Here is a 16,321-nt window from a genome sequence, read left to right as displayed (position 1 = left end):
GTCAGGATACCTCCGGAACGACCATCCACCGCCGGGTTTCAGGGTCGGAACCGTGCTGCTGCAGCATGTAGCAGGCCCCGGCCCGGTCTTTGGTCAAAGGGCTGTGGAAGGGATAAACGGCACTTTGATACGGGCGCCAGCCAGCCTTGGGCCGCTCCGGGGGGATCAGACCTGGCCAGCCTTGGCCAGCTCTACTTCGACCCGGAGCTCGATCTCGGACAGCACGGCGTCCAGACCGGGCTCGCCGGATGATTCCTTGAGGTTGGCTGCCGCACTGCGCAACCGCGCCACCATGGCCGGATTGATCGAGCCCGTGAGCAGGCCGATCTTGAGTTCATCGAGGACATCGAGCGCGCCACGGCCGCGCTTCACCGAGCGCTTGCGGCGCTCCATGGGATCTTCGACGCTCTGCATGGCCAGAAGCGCATCGATGCTGTTGGCCGCCCGGGGCGCTACGGTCGGTTTGGTCTCGGAGGTGGGTGTCGCATCAGGCAACGAAAACCCGGTCGAACTGGTTTTCTTCGCTCCTGACGACGGGGCTCCGAATGTGGTGCCGTTCGGTCCGTAAATGCGCATCGGCGTGTCCAGCAAGGGTAATGGCCGATCCCGGCCCACGGCGGCTTGCCGTTCGCTCAGTACCATCGCGAGCGTAAACGGACCTCCAACCGGAAAGGTCGTCTTTTATGGTTAATCAATCGTAAACGGCCCGGCAAAATCTGCCGCGGGCGGCACTTTCGCCGGAGCGCAAGCCGCTTGTCTAGCCCCAGAGCCTTTATCATTCACATTATAAATCAACATCTTATACCGATTTAGAACGCTGGCACGGCACTCGCATAGTGAAGGCTGGATCGTCGTCATGGGAGTGGCGAGCGGTCCAGTGAAGACCTCAGCGGGGAGCAGAGGATGCCGAGCCTACCATCGATCCGATTCTGTCAGACGGCCTGTGCGGTGCTGCTCGTGCTGCTCGTGCAGGCGGTGTCGGCACATGCGACGTCGCGGATCAAGGATCTCGCCAATATCGAAGGCGTCCGGCAGAACCAGCTGATCGGCTACGGCCTCGTGGTCGGCCTCAACGGCACCGGCGACACCCTCAACAACATCCCGTTCACCCGCCAGTCGCTGCAGGCGATGCTGGAACGCATGGGCGTCAACATTCGTGGCCAGACGCTGCGCACCGGCAACGTCGCCGCCGTCATGGTCACCGGCAACCTGCCCGCCTTCGGCACCCAGGGCACCCGCATGGACGTCACCGTCTCGGCGCTCGGCGATGCCAAGAACCTGACCGGCGGTACCCTGCTGGTCACCCCCCTGCTCGGCGCTGACGGCAACGTCTACGCCGTCGCCCAGGGCTCCCTCGCCATCAATGGCTTTGCCGCCGAAGGTGCCGCAGCCAGCATCACCCGCGGCGTGCCCACCGTTGGCCGCATCGCCAATGGCGCCATCATCGAGCGCGAGATCGAATTCGCGCTGAACCGCCTGCCCAATGTGCGCCTCGCTTTGCGCAACCCTGACTTCACCACGGCCAAGCGTATTGCCGCCGCCGTCAACGACTTCCTGGGATCCAAGACCGCCGAACCGATCGATCCCTCCACCGTGCAGCTGTCGATCCCGCCGGAGTTTAAGGGCAACGTCGTCGCGCTGCTCACCGAGATCGAGCAGCTGCAGGTCGAACCGGATCTGGCCGCCAAGATCATCATCGACGAACGTTCCGGCATCATCGTGATGGGCCGCGACGTGCGCGTCGCCACTGTCGCCGTGGCGCAAGGCAATCTCACCGTGACGATTTCGGAGAGCGCCAATGTCAGCCAACCCAATGCATTCTCCAACGGCCGCACTGTCGTCACGCCAAGTACGCGTGTCGGCGTGACCGAGGACGGCAAGAAATTCGCTCTGGTGAAGGACGGTGTGTCGCTGCAGCAGCTCGTCGACGGTCTCAATGGCCTCGGCATCGGCCCGCGCGACCTGATCGGCATCCTGCAGGCCATCAAGGCCGCAGGCGCCATCCAGGCCGACATCGAGGTGATGTGATGAACGTCAACACCGCCGTCGCCGCCTATCAGGCCAAGCACCCGACCATCAATGGCCGCCCCGATCAGAACCTGATCGATGCGCTGCAGAAAGTATCGCCGCAAGCTCAGGCCAAGACGCGCAAGCAGTCCGAAGATTTCGAGGCGATGTTCATCAACACGATGTTCTCGCAGATGACATCGGGCATCAAGGGCGAAGGCCCGTTCGGCGACACCACCGGCACCGGCGCATGGCGCTCAATGCTGACCGACGAATATTCGAAGTCCTTCGCCAAGGCCGGCGGCGTCGGCATCTCCAACGAAGTTTTTCGTTCACTTATCATCCAGCAAGCCAATCGCGCCAGCTGATCGCAGAGGACACCGCCATGAACAATGCGCAACGCCAGCAAGCCGCCCCGATCGCCGCACCGCGTTCGGTCGCGACGCTGATGGAAGCCCGTCAGCTCGCCGACGAACTCATGAAGGTGATGAACGAGCTGCTCGCCGTCATCGAACAGGAGACCACGCTGGTCCGCAACGGCCATATCCGCGAGGCTATCAAGCTCGAAGCGCCGAAGGCGGATATTTCGCGTCGTTACATTGCGATGATCTCGCTGCTCAAGATCAGCCAGACATATCTCGCGCAGACGACGCCCGACCTGCTCTCCGCCTTGCGCAAGCACCATGACGTGTTCCGTGCGATGCTGCAGGTCAATCTGACCGTGCTCGCCACCGCGCATGCAGTATCGGAAGGTATCGTCCGCGGCGTCAATGCCGAGGTTCAGAAGCGTAATATCCCGCAGACCTATACGGCGGCCGGTCGGCAGGCTCAGCCGGGCCGGGTCAACATGACGCCCATTGTCGTCAGTCGGTCACTTTGATCGTATAATTGGTCATGCGACCGTTGGCCCGTTTGACGCGCCGCGGCATTGTTATCTTTTGACTTAAATTGCAGCGCGCCAGTAAGCACCGGATTCAGCCGTCCGGTGCATAATGTCGTTTGGGAACGGGTCGGGATTTATCGAATGGAGCCAGGAGGGCTGCCATGGGTGCCGACTTCAATATCAAACCGGTGGGGGCACCGGTTGCCACGCCAGTGATACGACCCGCACCAGAAGCGGTGCGTGAAGCTGTGCCTACGCAACTGCCCCCCGACAAGACCGTGTCAGCAGCGCCCCGTGTACTGCAGCCGAACATTTCTGCGGCGAACTATCAGCAGGTCGATAGCGATCGGATTTCGAAGGAAGTCATCATCGACAAGGGCGCAGGCGAGATCGTCTTCGTGTCTGTGGACAAGAAGTCCAACCAGGTGATCGACCAGTATCCTGAGGAATCGCGACTGCGTTCCCGCGCCTATCTGCGCGCCATGGACACGCTGAAGCAGGATGCAAAGTTGCTTGATCGACGTATGGAAACGGATCGCAGCGTCTAACTGCGCCGATCACGTATCGCGCGTAGCGTAGGCCGTATCAAGATAGGTGCTGCCCGTCGCGGCGTCGGTCACGACGGTCTTGATGATTGCCTTGTTGTCGCCGTTGAGCTGGAACTTGGTATCACCCACCCGGAACGCACTGTCCTTGATTAGCACCTGCTGATACTTGACGGTTCCCTCGCTTTTGTACTTCACCTGAGCACGAAAGCCGTCGACCTGCGAGATGGCTATTTCGAACTTCTTGCCGTTGGCGTATTTGCCTTCCCAGCTACCCTTATAGGTTTCGGGATCCACCGCCACATACTTACCTGCCGTGACCGGCACGGTGGTCTTGTAAGCCGTCGAAAGAATGCTCAGAACGTCTGCCATCTCAGCCCCGTCGCGCGCGGTTTCGAATCGCCCGCTGATCCGGCGCTATTAGGCATCGCCGATCATTAAGCTATCGTTACGGATTTCAGGGAGGCTCACGGACGCCCGGACAGACCTGCGGCGATATTGCGATTGATATCGATCAGCGACTGCAGATGTTCGACCTGGCGAACATGCTGCAAGGCGGTGCACTGCGTCAGCACGAAGATGCCGATATTGGCGATATTCTGGCGAATCTCAATCGATTCCGGATTCTGGTCATTGATGGCATCGCCAACGAAGATCGACCAGAGCTTGCGATTGAACAGAAGAGCTTCGTCGAGACCAGCATCGGTATGGTCCCAGTTTGCCACAACGTCCTGCAGCTTGCGCGCTGCTTTCAGAAGGGCTTGCGCTTCGATGTCTCTCGGTGTCGCCGTGGTCTGGGCAGTACGCGCGTAGGCTTGAGCACCGATCGACATTCGCTACCTCAAAAACTCTTCTTCCCGCTTGATCAGCGGACGCAATTCCTTGAGTGCTTTGTAAAGCGCGCCGCTTAAAATAAGCTTACTGACGTCCTCGATCGTCTCGCGAAAACTCGGAACCGCTTCGATCAATTCCTTGATGAAGCCGAGATATAGCTCCTGATAGGCCGGGATATCGTTCTCCAGATACATCATCTGCACGCAGAGATAGACTCGTTTGACCGGCGTCGTGGCAGTCTCCGCCGTGAGAATGTCCTTCTCACGCATGATCGGTGCATCGCCATCAATCAGGAACGCCGTGCGCGTATCGGAATTGGTGATCACGCTCTGACCGATGATGATTCGCTCACCCGGCTTCAGTTCGACTCGCAAAGGCATTCAGCTCTCCTCCCCCGCAGCGGCCGTGAGGCCACATGCAAAGCCAACGGTATCTGGTGCCACGTTTCGGGCGGGCATGCACTATCCAGGAACCCCGAAAATACGCCTGCGATTCGAATAATACCAGCGTTCCGCGACCGGCGTCTTCAGTCTGGGGAAAGCCAGGATGCCGCGCGACACGCCGCTGACTACCCCCGACCAACGAAAAACGGCGGAGTTTCCCCCGCCGTTCGATAATCTTGGTGCGGCCGCCAGACTTACTGGAGCAGCTTGAGTACGCTCTGCTGCGACTGGTTGGCCAGCGCCAGCGCTGAGACGGCGATCGACTGCCGGGTCGACAGCGCCTGGCTGTTGGCGGCTTCCTCGTTGGTGTCGGCCAGCGTCAGGTTGGAAGATCCGGTCTGCAGCACGTTGATCAGGTTCTTGGCGAAGTCCTGACGGATCTGCACGATCGAGAGATTCGAGCCGAGCGCCGAAGCCAGCGAGCGCAACTGCGTGCTGGCCATATTGAGCTGGCTCAGTGTCTGGTTCGTCGACGCGTTGTCGATGAAGTCGCTGCCTGAAATGAGCGTCGGCAGGCCCAGACCGGCGGGCGTCAATTCCGAGCCGGTGATGTTCAGCGTCGACTTGCCGGTTTCGTTGAACACCAGCTTCAGCGTATCGCCGGCCAGCAGGTTGACGCCGTTGAAGGATGCATCCTGCGACGTCGTGGTAATCTGGGTGATGAGGTTATTGTACTGCGCAACCAAGTTGGCGCGGGTCGACTGTGACGGCAGATCGACAAGCGGCGGCGCAGCGCTGGTGAAGCTCAGCGCCGACGTCACGGTGCCGCCCATGGTGCCGCCATCGAGCACCGAGCCCATGGTCGACGACGCGTAGTCGTTGCCCGCCGCGATCACCAGCTTGCCGGTCGCATCGACCGTGGCTGCCAGATTGTTGGCGGCCAGTGCGACGTTCAGCTGCGCGAGCGTCTTGACGGTGCCGTTGGAGCCGTCGCCGAATGTAATATTGACCGGCGTGCCACCCTTGAACGACGTGAAGGTCAGCGTCGTGCCGCTGATGCCACCGGGACCTGCGGCGCGTGCCGCAGTAAACACGGTCGACGTGCCAGTGTTGCCGGCGAGGCCGAGTGCCGAGAGAGCATTGCCGCTGCCGCTGATCGACAGGTCCTGGATCGTGCCGGTGCTGATCTTGAACGTGCCGTTGGCGGCAACGGTCGATGCGGTAGAACCCTGCGTGGTGGTCAGAGCGGCGACGCCAGTCGCGGCGTTATTGACCGCAGTCTGCACGCCGGTAGCGAGATCAATGGCCGTGAGAACGTCGGAGATCTTGCCGCCCTGGAGATAGACCGTCGTGTTGCCACTACCGTCCGTGACGAGGTTGGAGCCGACCGGCGAGCCGGAGCCGGCCGGGATGTTGGCCGCTGCCGGAACGGACGCATCCTTGAACGTGATGGTCTTGCCATTGACGTAAAGTGTCGAGCCGCTCTGGATCAGATTTCCGATGGTGCCCGGAGCCGTCGTGCGCGATTGCGAGACGGAAACCGTTCCGGCGCCGACCGATGTCGTCAGGCCGAGCTGCTTCAGCAAATCCGCCTTTCCACTGATGTTGAGATCCGAACCCGTGGACGTCGACAGCGTGAGGACGCCGGCGGCAATCGATGCGACGGTGCCGGACGACGCTGAAGCCGTCGCGACGCCGTTGGAAATGACGGCTTTCTGCACACCGCTAGCGAGATCAATGGCCTTGGTCAGGTCGGCCACGCTACCGGTCGGGGCGCCCGCCGTACCGAGATAGACCGTAGAGTTGCCGTTGCCATCGGTAACCACGTTAGTATTGACGCTATCGACGCCAAGCCCCACGGGAGCGGTGGCCGCGGTAGGTGCCGGCCCGGTTCGGAAGGTGATCGTCTTGCCGTTCACCATCATGGTGTCGCCGTCGTTCGGCTGTGCCGTGGCGCCGATGGTCGCCGCGCCGGCAGGCGTACCGATCAGTTTCAACGTGCCGGACAGCGACGCCGCAGTACCGGCGCCGTCAGGCGCGGCCGTACCGATCAGCGATGCCGCCACGCCGCCCAGCGTGGTGCCTCCAGTGACCGGCGTCGTACCGCCGGCCGTGCCGTTATACACCGCGTTGCTGGTAGCCGTCGCGCTGGCGAAAGTCTGGGTGCCGCGCAGATCGTCCGGTGTTGCGCCCGCGATGGTGGTGGAGACGTTCGACTTGGTTGAATAGCCCACGGGGGTCTGCAGCGCCTGATTCGCGAGCGACTTCGCGGTATCCACGAGCTTCTGCAGCGAGGTGATGCCGGTATTGGCCGCCTGCAGGATCTGCACGCCATTGCCGATGCCGTCGAGAAGATTATTGATGTCACTGGCGCGGCTATCGAGGCCTGCAGCCGTGAAGAAGTTGGTCGGGTTGTCGAGGGCCGTATTGACCTTCTTGCCGCTCGCCAACCGGTTCTGGGTGGTCGACAACAGATCAGCGGTGGATTGCAGCGAAAGCAGATTCTGACGAACTGACGCCGAGAGAACGACTGACATGTTGTAACCTTCCTGTTCCCCGCGCATGCCGACCTTCGGGTCGCATTGCGCATGGTACGTCTGGGACGAGACTCGGTCTCGCCGCGACGCTGCCGGTGAAGTTTGACGCCCTTCTGGAAGAGGAATCTCGGCCCGCCTGATGGCGATCCCGGATTAAACGCGGTCGATTCTCGACCTACCTGCTTCCTACACGGGCCGAATATGACCGACGACCATTTAAGATATGGTTAACAGCGGATTAAGGCTTTCGTAAAACTGTCCCAAAATGGCAAAGGCCCGAAAAGCGTAAGCTTTTCGGGCCTTTGAGCAGCGATTATGACAACGAAAAACGGCGGGGCTTTCTGCCCCGCCGCCTGGTTTTCGTATGATCAGTGCGCCGTTATTAACGGAGCAGCTGGAGAACGCCCTGCTGCGACTGGTTAGCCAGCGACAGCGCGGAGACGGCGATCGACTGGCGGGTCGACAGCGCCTGGCTATTTGCCGCTTCCTCGTTCGTGTCGGCCAGGGTCAGGTTCGACGCACCGGTCTGCAGCACGTTGATCAGGTTCTTCGAGAAGTCCTGACGGGTCTGCACGATCGAGAGGTTCGAACCGAAAGCCGAAGCCTGGGCACGCAGCGAGCTCGACGCGACGTTCAGGGTGGAGAGCACCTTGTTGGTCGCAGCGTTGTCCAGGAAGTCCGTTCCCGAGGTCAGGTTGGACAGGCCGAGGCCGGCCGGTCCGAAGTCGACGCCGGTGATGTTCAGCGTGGACTTGCCGGTTTCGTTGAACGTCAGCTTCAGCGTATCGCCGCCGAGCAAGTTGACGCCGTTGAACGACGCGTCCTGAGCGGTGGTGGCAATCTGGGTCAAGATGCCGTTGAACTGGTTCACGAAGTTGGCGCGAGTTGCCTGGGCAGTCGCGTCTGCAACCGGAGCTGTTGCGGTCGAGAACGACAGCAGGGTGGTTGCCGTGCCGGCAATGACACCGCCGGCCGTACCGCCCAGCGTCGACGAAGCGTAGTCGTTGCTCGCCGAGATGGTCAGCTTGCCCGAAGCGTCGATCGTCGCCGTCTGGTTGTTCGCCTGCAGCTTGGTGTTCAGCTGGTCGAGCGTCTTGACCGTGCCGTTGGTGCCGTCGCCGAAGGTGACGTCAACCGCGGTACCGCCGTTGAACGACGTGAAGCTCAGCGTCTTGCCGTCCACGCTGCCCGGGGTCGAACCACGGTTAGCCGTGAAGTTCAGCGCGCTGCCGGTGTTGCCACCGAGACCGAGTGCCTTCAGAGCGTTGCCGGTGCCGGAGATGCTGAGGTCGGACGTGATACCCGTGCTCAGCTTCAGCGTACCATCAGCGCCGATCGACGAGTTCGTCGTGCCGGCCGTTGTCGCGAGGGTAGCACCGCCCGCAGCAAGCGTTGCAGTCTGAGTGCCGGTGGCGAGGTCGACAGCCTTCAGGATGTCCGCAACAGTCGCGTCACCCAGATAAACAGTCGAGTTGCCCTTGCCGTCGGTTTCCAGCTTGCCGGACACGCCGGTGTGGGTTGCCGAAGCTGTCGGAGCATTGCCGGCCGCAAACGTGATGGTCTTGCCGTTCACGTTCAAGGTCGAACCAGCTTCGATCAGCGTGCCGAGCGTAGCAGCCGAGGTCGAGCGATAGGCCGTAACAGACGCATTGCCCGAACCGCTCGAAGAGGTCAGACCGAGCGACTTCAGCAGGTCGGCCTTGCCGTCGATCTGCAGGTTGGCGCCGGTGGTCGTCGTCAGAGCGATCGAACCACCAGTGATGGTCGCAGCCGCGCCGCTCAAAGTCGCAACACCGTTGGCAACCGAGCTAACGGTACGAACACCGCTCGCAAGGTCGATAGCGTTGGTGACATCGGCCACGTTCGTCGTGGCGTTCAGGAGGACGGTCTGGTTGCCCGAACCATCGGTTACCGTGTTGCCACTATAGCTAGATCCGGTCGGGATCGTGCCGGCGGTCGGGGCCGCGCCCGTCTTGAAGGTGATGGACTTGCCATTCACTGTCAGAACGTCGCCGTCCTTGAACGCCGAAGCGGTTGCGTCAGCCGCGAGAGCACCGGTCGCACCGTAGAGCAGTGTAGCGCCGGTGATGTTCGCCGGGGTACCCGCGTTGTCCTGGACAACCGAGCCGTTGAACGTACCAGCCACGCCACCGAGCGTGTCGGCGATCGTCGCAACAGTCGTGCCGCCAGCGGTACCGTCGACCAGCACGTTGCTGGAAGCAACAGCGTTGCTGAACGAGGCCGTGCCACGGAGATCAGACGCAGTCGCGCCGGTGATCGTGGTGGAGACGTTCGACTTGGTGGAGTAGCCGCCGGTGGTCTGCAGCGCCTGGTTGGCGATCGACTTCGCAGAGTCGACGAGCTTCTGCAGCGAGGTGATGCCGGTGTTGGCAGCCTGGATGATCTGGACGCCGTTGCCGATGCCATCAAGCAGGTTGTTGATGTCGCTGGCGCGGTTGTTCAGGCCCTGGGCCGTGAAGAAGTTGGTGGGATTGTCGAGCGCCGAGTTGACCTTGTTACCGGTCGAGAGGCGGTTCTGGGTGGTGGAGAGAAGGTCCGCGGTCGACTGCAGTGAGAGCAGGTTCTGACGGACGGAGGACGAGAGTGTAATGCCGGACATGTTTGGTTACCTTCCTGGTAGACACAACGAGCGACCTTCTTGGTCGACGAAGGGAAGATGACGCTGAGGTTCTAAAATTGCGTAAAGGGAATTGTGCGGATTTAGCGCTCCCTGTGCGTGTGTTTGACTACCTGCACCCGTCCCCCAAAACGACAAAGCCCGACTCGTAAAAGTCGGGCTTTGTCGTTTGTTATCAGTGCTTTTGTATCGTTGGGAGGTTGGCTTCCCGGATTTTGACGAGGCGACCAAAACCCGGCGAAGTTGTAAACACGAAGCAATTCGTTAAAGAAACTTAACCAGGCTCATCTGATAAAGATTTGACGTTGTCTGGTACGAAGCCTGCAAAGCGGTCTGCAGCGCCAGGATCTTCGTCGCGACCTCGTCGTCGTTGATGCCCTCGATGGAGTCGAGCATCGTCTGGGCCATGGCCTTGGTCTGCACCTGCCGATCCGTAGTCGATTTGATCGATGCCTGCGCGCCGGCGAAGTCGGCCTGGATGTCCTGAATCGTCTGCTGGCCGGGGATATCCGCCAGGTTCTGCGCCACGCGCTGGTTCAGCGCCGCGATCTGCGCACTGGCGTTCTTGGCATAGGTCGCATTGCCGAGTTGTGCCGGATCGACGGCCACGGCCGCGAACACGGCGACTGTCTGCAATTGCGAGCGCAGGGCCTGCTCATCGGCGCGTGCGCCATATTGCACCGTGATCGATGTATCGACCTGGGAGACTGCCGATCCGCGGGCCGAGCCGTTGGCGGCCGTGTCCTGCTCGCCCTGATACCAGATCACGGTATTGTCGGCCGTGCCGGCAACGAGCGTGGTTGCAGAGCCGAGCGGCGTCGACCCGACGCGCAGCGGCGGCTGGTCGAAGAAATTGTCGCCAGCCTCGATCGCAGAGGCCGCCACCATCGGCCCGTTGGCGAGATCCTTCATGGCTGTGCCGAGCGCGGTATTGAGGTTCGCTGCGGTTGCCGTCGATGACGGCGCCACCGGCGGAACGGCGTTCGGCTGACCGGGATCGATCAAGAACGAATTGGCTGGCAGGGGTGTCTTATCCGATGCGGTCAGGACGATGTCTTCCTTCGTGCCATCCGGCATCGTGAAGGTGAACTTGACCTGATCGCCGACATTCGGGTTGGTCGCCCCAAGATCGATCGACATCGATTTTGCCACCGGCGTTGCCGGCGGCGTCGGCGGAACGGTCGCCGGTAAATCGACGGGCTGGGTGACCGTCGCACCGGCAATCGTGGTGGACACACCGGTGACCTTCATGCCGAAGGGCTGCGCCACAGCCGGCGGTGCCGGTGTCGCGTCCTCTTCGGAGATCACCACCGAGGTCACCGGGGTTCCGACTGCGCTGCCAACGCGCCCGTTTGCGTTGACACCGAGATCGGCCGTCTTGCGCTCGGCGATCACCTGCTTGAGGCCGGCGACGAGCGCACCATTGCCGTTCATGATCTGGTCGGCGGGCGCGACCGGCGCCGTATCGGTGGCGCGGCCGGAAAACAGGTAGCGGTCACCGGACCGCGCATTCAGCATATCGACGGAATCGAAGAAGCCGAGCGAAGCCGTCTTCTGCCCCGGCGTCTGACCGGTATTGTCGAAATTGCTGCCGGCGCTGACGGCGGCGCCTTTGACATCCGATCCGATCGCCACGAGGCGCTGCAGCGACAGGTTCGCCACGCCGATGCGCGTGTTTAGATTGACGGCAGTATCGGCATAGGCCGCGACATTGCTGATCTGCGCGCGCAGCGCGATCGCGAGACTGCGACCGCTGCCCTGCCCTGCATAGGTGTTGGAAATCTTGCCGCTCGACAGCTGCTGCGTCAGCGCGTCGAGCTGATCGCGCAGATTGGTAATTCCGGATCCGATATAGGATGTGCGTGAGCCGACACCACTGATCGTCATGACTACCTCAGAATGCCTGCATCAGGGTTTTGTACAATTCGTTGACCGTCGACATCACGCGCGCATTGGCCGAATAGGCGTTCTGCAGCGACAGCAGATGCGCCATCTCGTCATCCATATTCACGCCGGACGCGTCTGCCATCTTCTTGTCGAGTGTGTTGAGAACGACGTTCTGGCCATCCGCGAGTTGCTTGGCGGAATCCGCCGCAGCGCCCTGTTGCCCGACGAACTGGCGCATATAGCTCGACAGCGTCCCCTTGAACGGCGCCGTATCACTGCCCGTTCCCGTCGCCGGCGAGTAAGTGAAACTGGCATTGTTCAACTGGTTGAGCAGGAGGGCCGACCGCGTCGTGTCGCCTGCTGCCGTCGACCCGCTATAAACCACCAGCTTGGAGGGGTCGGCGACGATCGCATTGTTTATCGTCAGCCGGCCGGCGAGACCGGTCATCTGCGAACCGTTCTTGCTTATGCCACCGCTATAGGCGGCGCCGTTATCGGTGAACAACGCCAGCTCCGGGCTCCCGTTGCTTAGATCAGTGGGACCTTGCGTAACCGTCACCGACGCTGCGTTGATGTTGGCGAATGCGGGATTGTTGACGACGGTGAGCGCGCCAGCCGTGCCGGAGAACGTAGCCTGGCCGCCAAGCGCCGCGTTCAACTGATTCAGAACCGAGCCGAAGCCCGAAGAAAAATCGAGGCCGATGACGGTATCATTCGGATTGGTTGTTGCCGTGTTCGGCAGCGGCAGCACGCTGGGATCATCGACCCGCATGAACGAAATTTCGCGCTGCGTGTTGGTCGCCGTATCCGTATACGTGAAGTGAATGACATTGCCCGGCTTCATTTGCGATACGTCGAGCGTGAAGCCGGTCGGCGTTCCCGGCGGCAGCGTCGTCGGCGGCACCGTCGGCACGGGAAAGACGCTTCCCGCCGTCGTCTTGTCCGAGAGCGCGCTCGAGATCGACGCTGCGAACTGATCGAGCTGGTTCTGCGCCTCGACAAGCGTCTTGTCGCGAAGTTCGGTATATGCGGCGATCGTGCCCGACTTGATAGCGCCGGCAGCAGTCAGGTCGATCGATCCACCGTTCGGAAATTCGATCACCACCGAGCCGAGATTGCTCTTGCTGGGATCCGCGCTCCACGTCGTGCCGGCCGATACTGTGCCTTGGGCATTAAACGCCAGTGTCGCCGCTTCGTTGCCCACCAGCTGCACACCGGAACCGGTGAAGATAGTGACCTGATTGGCGCCATTGGTGGTGACGCGGATATCCATCAGCTGCGATAGCTGCGTGACATATTGATCGCGCTGATCGAGCAGCGCGGCGGTGTTGGAATCCGTCGATGTTCCGCCTTGCGGATTGGCCGTCAACTGATTGTTGATCTTGGCAATCTGCTTCATCAGCGTGTTGGCGGTCGTCACGGAATCCTTGATGCCGCTTTCCGCCGCGCTGCGCAGGCTCTGAATGCCCTGCGTCATCGAATTCAATTGTTGCGCGAGTGTTTGCGCGGCGTTGAGCACGCCGATCCGCGCCGACTGACTGTCCGCGCTCGTTGACAGCGCCTGCACTGCTGTCGTCAGGGCATTGAAGGAATATTCGAGCGAGCCGACTGAACCAGGATCGCCGTAGAGGCTCTGCATCTGCTGCAGGAAGCTCGACCGGAGCGAGGCATAGCCCGCGCCCGACGTTTCGGTACGGAGCTGCGCCTGGATATACTGATCGAGTTCGCGATTGACGCCGACGGTGCGGACGCTGCTGCCGTTGCCGGAATTGACTGCGACCTGATCCGTCGACTTGCGAATGTAGCCAGGCGTTTCCGCATTGGCCACATTCGAGGAGACCAGCGACATCGCGGCCTGATTGGCGCGCAGGCCGGACATGGCGATGGAGAGTGCGTCGTTCAGACTCATAACTAACTGTCGCTCTCAAGGTTGACGCGGGAAGAAGGCCGCAGATGCGACCCTCCGATTAACGCATCACGTTCAGCAGATCCTGAACCATGGTGTTGGTGGTCGTGATCACCTTGGTATTGGCCGAATATGCCTGCTGGGTCACGATGAGCTTGGTGAATTCGTCGGCGATATCGGTGTTCGACGACTCCAGCGACGAGCCGGAAATACTGCCACCCTTGCCGTACAGCGCTTCGCCGGATTCGTTGGTGGTCTCGAACGCGCCGCCATCGATGCGCTTGAGGAAGTTGGCGCCGTTGAAGGTGGCAATGCTGACTTCGGCAAGATCGATGTTGCGGCCGTTGGAGTAGCTGCCGACCACACGGCCTTCATTGCTGACCGACACGCTCTGAAGCTGACCCGCAGCGTAGCCGTCCTGCTCGAGCTGATTGACCTGGACGTTGCCATTGGTGTCGGCGAATTGGGTGAGACCGCCCGTGCCGAACGCCATGGTGACATTGCCAAGGCTCTTGCCGCTGACGGTCAGGCCGGTCAGCGTGATCTGGCCGACAACGGGCTGCATCTGGCCGTTCGGGCCGAACTTGAAGTCGGTGCCGACATTCTGCCAGGCAGGGCTTGCACCCGTGGCCGCTGGATCGGTCTGGTAGAACAGGTTCCAGGTATCCGTTCCGCCCTGCGTGGCGGACTCGACCTTCGCCCACCTGAATTGCAGGCTGACCGGTGCACCGTTGCCATCATAGACCGTCTTGGCGCCACCGCTGATCGATTCATCGAGGAAGGTCTGGGAGTCACTGCCGATCACGACGCCGGTGCCCGCCGTGCCGCCGCCCGAACGAAGGCCGGTAACGGTGCCGGTGAAACCCAAGGCCTGGAATGCGGCGACCGCCGTGGTCGTCGAACCTGCCGCCAGCGTAAAGTCGTTCGCCGTACCGGAGTTCAACGTGATCACGCCGGTGGCGGACACGCTCGATAGCGGCGACGCATTGCCGGTCGCGGTGTCGATGGCGGTGAGCACGTCGCCGACAGTGGCCGTATCGATAGGGATAAAGGTCGTGCCTGGTACGGCCGCAGGAGCAACGGCGCCCGTGTAGAACGAAAGCGTCTTGGTCGTGGTGACACCGGCACTGGTGGTCTTCAGCACGAGCGTATCGCCGTTTGCGAAGCCGACCGGCAGCGTATCGCTGCCGGATACGGGCGCGAGTTTGGTATTCGCCGAGATCGGCGCCGGCGTCGTCGCGAAATTGTTGCGCGCGTTGCCCGGAACAGCAGTATTCCCGAAGGGCGTTGCCGCAGTGCCCAGCACGCGCGGGTTCGACACGAAGTCGGCCGATCGTAGCAATTCGGAACCAGGCACCGACGTCTGATGCTTGGTGGTCAGCGGATAGCTGGCGAGGTTGGCGCGGTAGTCGATCTTGGTGGTGGCCTGCGACGGCAGGAAGTCGTTCTGGAAGCGCAGCACTTCCGGCGTGCTGCCGGCCGGATTGCCGGTCGAGGGATCAATCTTGACGCCCTGCAGATAGTAGCCGGCGCCGTTGACGAGATAGCCGTTCTTGTCGAGCGAGAAATCGCCGCGACGGGTGTATTTGTTGACGCCGTCAAAGATCGGCGTGGAGTCGGAGACGTTGCCCGGCTTCTGCACCGCAAAGAAACCGTCGCCGTTGATCGCCATGTAAGTCGCCACCGAAGACGACTGCACCGAACCCGCGATGGTGTTGGTGCTGCGCGATTGCGCCGTCACGCTGCCGGCCACCTGTGCGGATGTGCCGGCATCGGGAATGAGGTCGAGGAAGCTGGTATCGATCCGCTTGAAGGCGGTGGTCTGCGAGTTCGCGATGTTGCCGGAAATGTTTTCCAGCGCATAGGAGTTCGCCCGCAGGCCCGCAACGGACGTGGTGAGAGCGCCGAAGATACCCATTACATCGTCTCCAACTTCGATCCGGGCGGCCCGCCGGATGGTGCCAAATTCACAGCCGCTGTCGGAGGAGATGTCGCAAGCCCCGTGCCAAGGGGATAAATTCAACGAATTCAACGCACTAAACAAAGAACCCCGGTCCACGGACCGGGGCACAATTGCCTAGCAGGGAAATAATTGCCGGATCGGCGCCTGATTTCGCCGGGTTCTGCGTAGTTGCTCAGGTCGCCGACGGCGCGGCCGGTTTGAAGATCATCGCGAAGCCGTCCATGCAGTAGCGCAGGCCGGTCGGCTTCGGGCCGTCATCGAAGACGTGACCAAGATGGCCGCCGCAGCGACGGCAATGGATCTCGGTGCGGACCATGCCGAGCGTCGAATCCTTGCGCTCGCCTACGGCATTCTGCAGCGGCTGCCAGAAACTCGGCCAGCCGGTGCCGCTCTCGAACTTGGTCTCCGACGAGAACAGCGGATTGTCGCAGCCGGCGCAGGCGAAGGTGCCCTTGCGCTTTTCCTTGTTCAGCGGGCTCGAATACGGCCGCTCGGTGCCTTCCTTGCGCAGGATCTCGTATTGCTGCGGCGTCAGCTGCTTGCGCCATTCCTCATCGGTCTTCACGACTTCGAACTTCTCGTCCGAGGCAGCCCGCGCCGGCGAAGCCGTCAGCCATTTCAGCGACAGCAATCCTCCCAGGCCAGCAGCGGTCGTCAACAGAAAGCGGCGGTCGATCATGGTTGGTCTCCCTGACAATCGAGACAATCATCTCGTTCGCTTGAAATACGGGCGGACGA

14 protein-coding genes are annotated in these 16,321 nt (G+C 61.5%); 4 read left to right on the top strand and 10 right to left on the bottom strand.

From position 1 onward, the window contains the following. Window positions 1–165: 165 nt before the first annotated feature. Window positions 166–576 carry a flagellar assembly protein FliX gene (locus LPB73_RS05605; RefSeq protein WP_089265694.1) on the bottom strand — a complete coding sequence of 137 codons (411 nt, stop codon included), beginning with the start codon at window positions 574–576 and terminating at the stop codon, window positions 166–168. A gap of 327 nt (window positions 577–903) precedes the next feature. On the opposite strand from LPB73_RS05605, the gene LPB73_RS05600 reads away from it, so the two are divergent. From LPB73_RS05600 to LPB73_RS05585, 4 genes are all read left to right on the top strand, one after another. After that, window positions 904–2,028, top strand: a complete 1,125-nt coding sequence (locus LPB73_RS05600) for a flagellar basal body P-ring protein FlgI (RefSeq protein ID WP_089265184.1) — start codon at window positions 904–906, stop codon at window positions 2,026–2,028. Further along, window positions 2,028–2,375 carry a flagellar assembly peptidoglycan hydrolase FlgJ gene (gene flgJ / locus LPB73_RS05595; RefSeq protein WP_089265185.1) on the top strand — a complete coding sequence of 116 codons (348 nt, stop codon included), beginning with the start codon at window positions 2,028–2,030 and terminating at the stop codon, window positions 2,373–2,375. The genes LPB73_RS05600 and flgJ overlap by 1 nt, the downstream gene beginning before the upstream one ends. Before the next feature lie 17 nt (window positions 2,376–2,392). Beyond that, complete coding sequence (locus LPB73_RS05590) at window positions 2,393–2,887, top strand: hypothetical protein (RefSeq protein ID WP_175366560.1); 495 nt, start codon at window positions 2,393–2,395, stop codon at window positions 2,885–2,887. A gap of 164 nt (window positions 2,888–3,051) precedes the next feature. Further along, complete coding sequence (locus LPB73_RS05585) at window positions 3,052–3,438, top strand: hypothetical protein (RefSeq protein WP_089265187.1); 387 nt, start codon at window positions 3,052–3,054, stop codon at window positions 3,436–3,438. A gap of 9 nt (window positions 3,439–3,447) precedes the next feature. Here the strand turns inward: LPB73_RS05585 and LPB73_RS05580 are convergent, their stop codons facing one another. The 9 genes from LPB73_RS05580 to msrB all read right to left on the bottom strand — a co-directional run bounded on the left by LPB73_RS05580 (window position 3,448) and on the right by msrB (window position 16,262). After that, window positions 3,448–3,807, bottom strand: a complete 360-nt coding sequence (locus LPB73_RS05580) for a hypothetical protein (RefSeq protein ID WP_231079900.1) — start codon at window positions 3,805–3,807, stop codon at window positions 3,448–3,450. A gap of 95 nt (window positions 3,808–3,902) precedes the next feature. Continuing rightward, entirely contained in the window at window positions 3,903–4,268 is a 366-nt protein-coding gene (flaF, locus tag LPB73_RS05575) for a flagellar biosynthesis regulator FlaF (protein WP_089265189.1), read from the bottom strand. 3 nt (window positions 4,269–4,271) lie between these two features. Beyond that, window positions 4,272–4,649 carry a flagellar biosynthesis repressor FlbT gene (flbT, locus tag LPB73_RS05570; protein WP_089265190.1) on the bottom strand — a complete coding sequence of 126 codons (378 nt, stop codon included), beginning with the start codon at window positions 4,647–4,649 and terminating at the stop codon, window positions 4,272–4,274. Window positions 4,650–4,906: 257 nt separating this feature from the next. Continuing rightward, window positions 4,907–7,189 carry a DUF1522 domain-containing protein gene (locus LPB73_RS05565; protein ID WP_231079898.1) on the bottom strand — a complete coding sequence of 761 codons (2,283 nt, stop codon included), beginning with the start codon at window positions 7,187–7,189 and terminating at the stop codon, window positions 4,907–4,909. 382 nt (window positions 7,190–7,571) lie between these two features. Beyond that, window positions 7,572–9,809, bottom strand: coding sequence for a DUF1522 domain-containing protein (locus LPB73_RS05560; protein ID WP_120291378.1), 2,238 nt, complete (start codon window positions 9,807–9,809; stop codon window positions 7,572–7,574). Window positions 9,810–10,091: 282 nt separating this feature from the next. Beyond that, the gene (locus LPB73_RS05555) at window positions 10,092–11,714 is read right to left on the bottom strand and encodes a flagellar biosynthesis protein FlgL (protein ID WP_231079897.1); all 1,623 of its coding nucleotides are present in this window, start codon (window positions 11,712–11,714) and stop codon (window positions 10,092–10,094) included. Between the two features lie 7 nt (window positions 11,715–11,721). After that, a complete protein-coding gene (flgK, locus tag LPB73_RS05550; protein ID WP_231079895.1) occupies window positions 11,722–13,623 on the bottom strand; it encodes a flagellar hook-associated protein FlgK in 1,902 nt (633 codons plus the stop codon). A 58-nt stretch (window positions 13,624–13,681) separates the two neighbouring features. Next, window positions 13,682–15,538 carry a flagellar hook-basal body complex protein gene (locus tag LPB73_RS05545; RefSeq protein WP_175366566.1) on the bottom strand — a complete coding sequence of 619 codons (1,857 nt, stop codon included), beginning with the start codon at window positions 15,536–15,538 and terminating at the stop codon, window positions 13,682–13,684. Window positions 15,539–15,755: 217 nt separating this feature from the next. Continuing rightward, the gene (gene msrB / locus LPB73_RS05540; RefSeq protein WP_231079893.1) at window positions 15,756–16,262 is read right to left on the bottom strand and encodes a peptide-methionine (R)-S-oxide reductase MsrB; all 507 of its coding nucleotides are present in this window, start codon (window positions 16,260–16,262) and stop codon (window positions 15,756–15,758) included. Window positions 16,263–16,321 lie beyond the last annotated feature (59 nt).

The sequence above is a fragment of the Tardiphaga sp. 37S4 genome (genome assembly GCF_021044645.1).
Classification (GTDB): Bacteria; Pseudomonadota; Alphaproteobacteria; order Rhizobiales; family Xanthobacteraceae; genus Tardiphaga; species Tardiphaga robiniae.
Note: the sequence above shows the minus strand (reverse complement) of the source record. Positions and strands in the feature narration are given on the sequence as shown.

Excerpts from the sequence above, each read along its gene's own strand:
- LPB73_RS05605 (WP_089265694.1), bottom strand. The coding sequence starts at position 576 with ATGCGCATTTACGGACCGAACGGCACCACATTCGGAGCCCCGTCGTCA.
- LPB73_RS05600 (WP_089265184.1), top strand. The coding sequence starts at position 904 with ATGCCGAGCCTACCATCGATCCGATTCTGTCAGACGGCCTGTGCGGTG.
- flgJ (WP_089265185.1), top strand. The coding sequence starts at position 2,028 with ATGAACGTCAACACCGCCGTCGCCGCCTATCAGGCCAAGCACCCGACC.
- LPB73_RS05590 (WP_175366560.1), top strand. The coding sequence starts at position 2,393 with ATGAACAATGCGCAACGCCAGCAAGCCGCCCCGATCGCCGCACCGCGT.
- LPB73_RS05585 (WP_089265187.1), top strand. The coding sequence starts at position 3,052 with ATGGGTGCCGACTTCAATATCAAACCGGTGGGGGCACCGGTTGCCACG.
- LPB73_RS05580 (WP_231079900.1), bottom strand. The coding sequence starts at position 3,807 with ATGGCAGACGTTCTGAGCATTCTTTCGACGGCTTACAAGACCACCGTG.
- flaF (WP_089265189.1), bottom strand. The coding sequence starts at position 4,268 with ATGTCGATCGGTGCTCAAGCCTACGCGCGTACTGCCCAGACCACGGCG.
- flbT (WP_089265190.1), bottom strand. The coding sequence starts at position 4,649 with ATGCCTTTGCGAGTCGAACTGAAGCCGGGTGAGCGAATCATCATCGGT.
- LPB73_RS05565 (WP_231079898.1), bottom strand. The coding sequence starts at position 7,189 with ATGTCAGTCGTTCTCTCGGCGTCAGTTCGTCAGAATCTGCTTTCGCTG.
- LPB73_RS05560 (WP_120291378.1), bottom strand. The coding sequence starts at position 9,809 with ATGTCCGGCATTACACTCTCGTCCTCCGTCCGTCAGAACCTGCTCTCA.
- LPB73_RS05555 (WP_231079897.1), bottom strand. The coding sequence starts at position 11,714 with ATGACGATCAGTGGTGTCGGCTCACGCACATCCTATATCGGATCCGGA.
- flgK (WP_231079895.1), bottom strand. The coding sequence starts at position 13,623 with ATGAGTCTGAACGACGCACTCTCCATCGCCATGTCCGGCCTGCGCGCC.
- LPB73_RS05545 (WP_175366566.1), bottom strand. The coding sequence starts at position 15,538 with ATGGGTATCTTCGGCGCTCTCACCACGTCCGTTGCGGGCCTGCGGGCG.
- msrB (WP_231079893.1), bottom strand. The coding sequence starts at position 16,262 with ATGATCGACCGCCGCTTTCTGTTGACGACCGCTGCTGGCCTGGGAGGA.